This window comes from Mycobacterium sp. E3247 (assembly GCF_001667785.1).
Taxonomy (GTDB): Bacteria; Actinomycetota; Actinomycetes; order Mycobacteriales; family Mycobacteriaceae; genus Mycobacterium.
Genome location: NZ_LZJG01000278.1, coordinates 1 through 1,405, shown reverse-complemented (window position 1 = coordinate 1,405; position 1,405 = coordinate 1). Strand labels below are relative to the sequence as shown.

The 1,405-nt window shown below is 64.7% G+C and carries 1 protein-coding gene and 1 pseudogene; both read left to right on the top strand.

Annotated elements, in window-relative coordinates:
* On the top strand, positions 1-1,095 hold a 1,095-nt coding region (gene prfB / locus A9X04_RS15405), incomplete at its 5' end, for a peptide chain release factor 2 (RefSeq protein WP_156764371.1).
* Positions 1,085-1,405 (top strand): annotated as a pseudogene (locus A9X04_RS15400) (mechanosensitive ion channel family protein); the annotation flags it as partial. The gene prfB and the pseudogene A9X04_RS15400, both read left to right, overlap by 11 nt.

Genomic DNA, 1,405 nt, shown 5'->3' with positions numbered 1-1,405 from the left:
GCCGCCCTTGACTCCACCCTGACCACGGTGGAGCGGGTGCTCGATGTGGACGGTCTGCGCAGCCGCATCGAGAAGCTCGAACACGAGGCGTCCGATCCCCAGTTGTGGGACGACCAGGCCCGCGCGCAGCGGGTGACCAGCGAACTGTCACACGCGCAAGGGGAGCTGCGCCGCATCGAGGAGTTGCGCCGGCGCCTCGACGACCTTCCGGTGCTCTACGAGCTGGCGGCCGAAGAAGCAGAAGGTGCCGCCAGCAAAACGGAAGCGCTCGCCGAGGCGGACGCCGAGCTGAAGGCGCTGCGCGCCGACATCGAGGCCACCGAGGTGCGCACGCTGCTGTCCGGCGAATACGACGAGCGGGAGGCGCTGGTCACCATCCGCTCCGGCGCCGGCGGGGTGGATGCGGCCGACTGGGCCGAGATGCTGATGCGGATGTACATCCGGTGGGCCGAGCAGCACAAGTATCCCGTCGAGGTGTTCGACACCTCCTACGCCGAGGAGGCGGGCATCAAGAGCGCGACGTTCGCCGTGCACGCCCCGTTCGCCTACGGCACGTTGTCCGTCGAGCAGGGCACCCATCGATTGGTGCGGATCAGCCCGTTCGACAACCAGAATCGACGCCAGACGTCGTTCGCCGAAGTCGAGGTCCTTCCGGTGGTGGACACCACCGATCACATCGACATTCCGGAAGGCGATGTGCGGGTTGATGTTTACCGCTCCAGCGGCCCGGGCGGCCAATCGGTGAACACCACCGACTCGGCGGTTCGTCTAACCCACATCCCAACGGGTATCGTCGTGACTTGCCAGAACGAAAAATCGCAACTGCAGAACAAGATTTCGGCGATGCGGGTGCTTCAGGCAAAGTTGTTGGAGCGCAAGCGTTCCGAAGAACGGGCCGAGCTGGACGCGTTGAAAGGCGAAGGCGGCAGTTCGTGGGGCAACCAGATGCGCTCCTACGTGCTGCACCCGTATCAGATGGTCAAGGATCTGCGGACCGACTACGAGGTCGGTAATCCGGCGGCCGTCCTGGACGGAGACATCGACGGGTTCCTGGAAGCGGGAATCCGGTGGCGCAACCGAAAAGATGACGACTAACACAACTCTTCTCGCCTCGCCCGCGGTGATAAAGGCGCTGGGCTGGCACGAATTCTGGCGCGGCGACGTCGGCCAATGGATCATCACCAGGGGTCTGCGGATCGTGATGGTGCTGATCGTGGCGGTGCTGGCGGCCCGGTTCGTCAACTGGGTCGCGCAGCAGGTGACCCGTCAGCTCAACTTGGGCTTCACCGAAAGCGACGCGCTGGTGCGCTCGGAGGCCACCAAGCACCGCCAGGCCATGGCCTCGGTGATCTCCTGGGTGTCGGTGGTCCTCATCAGTATCTGGGTCATCATGCAGATCGCCGAC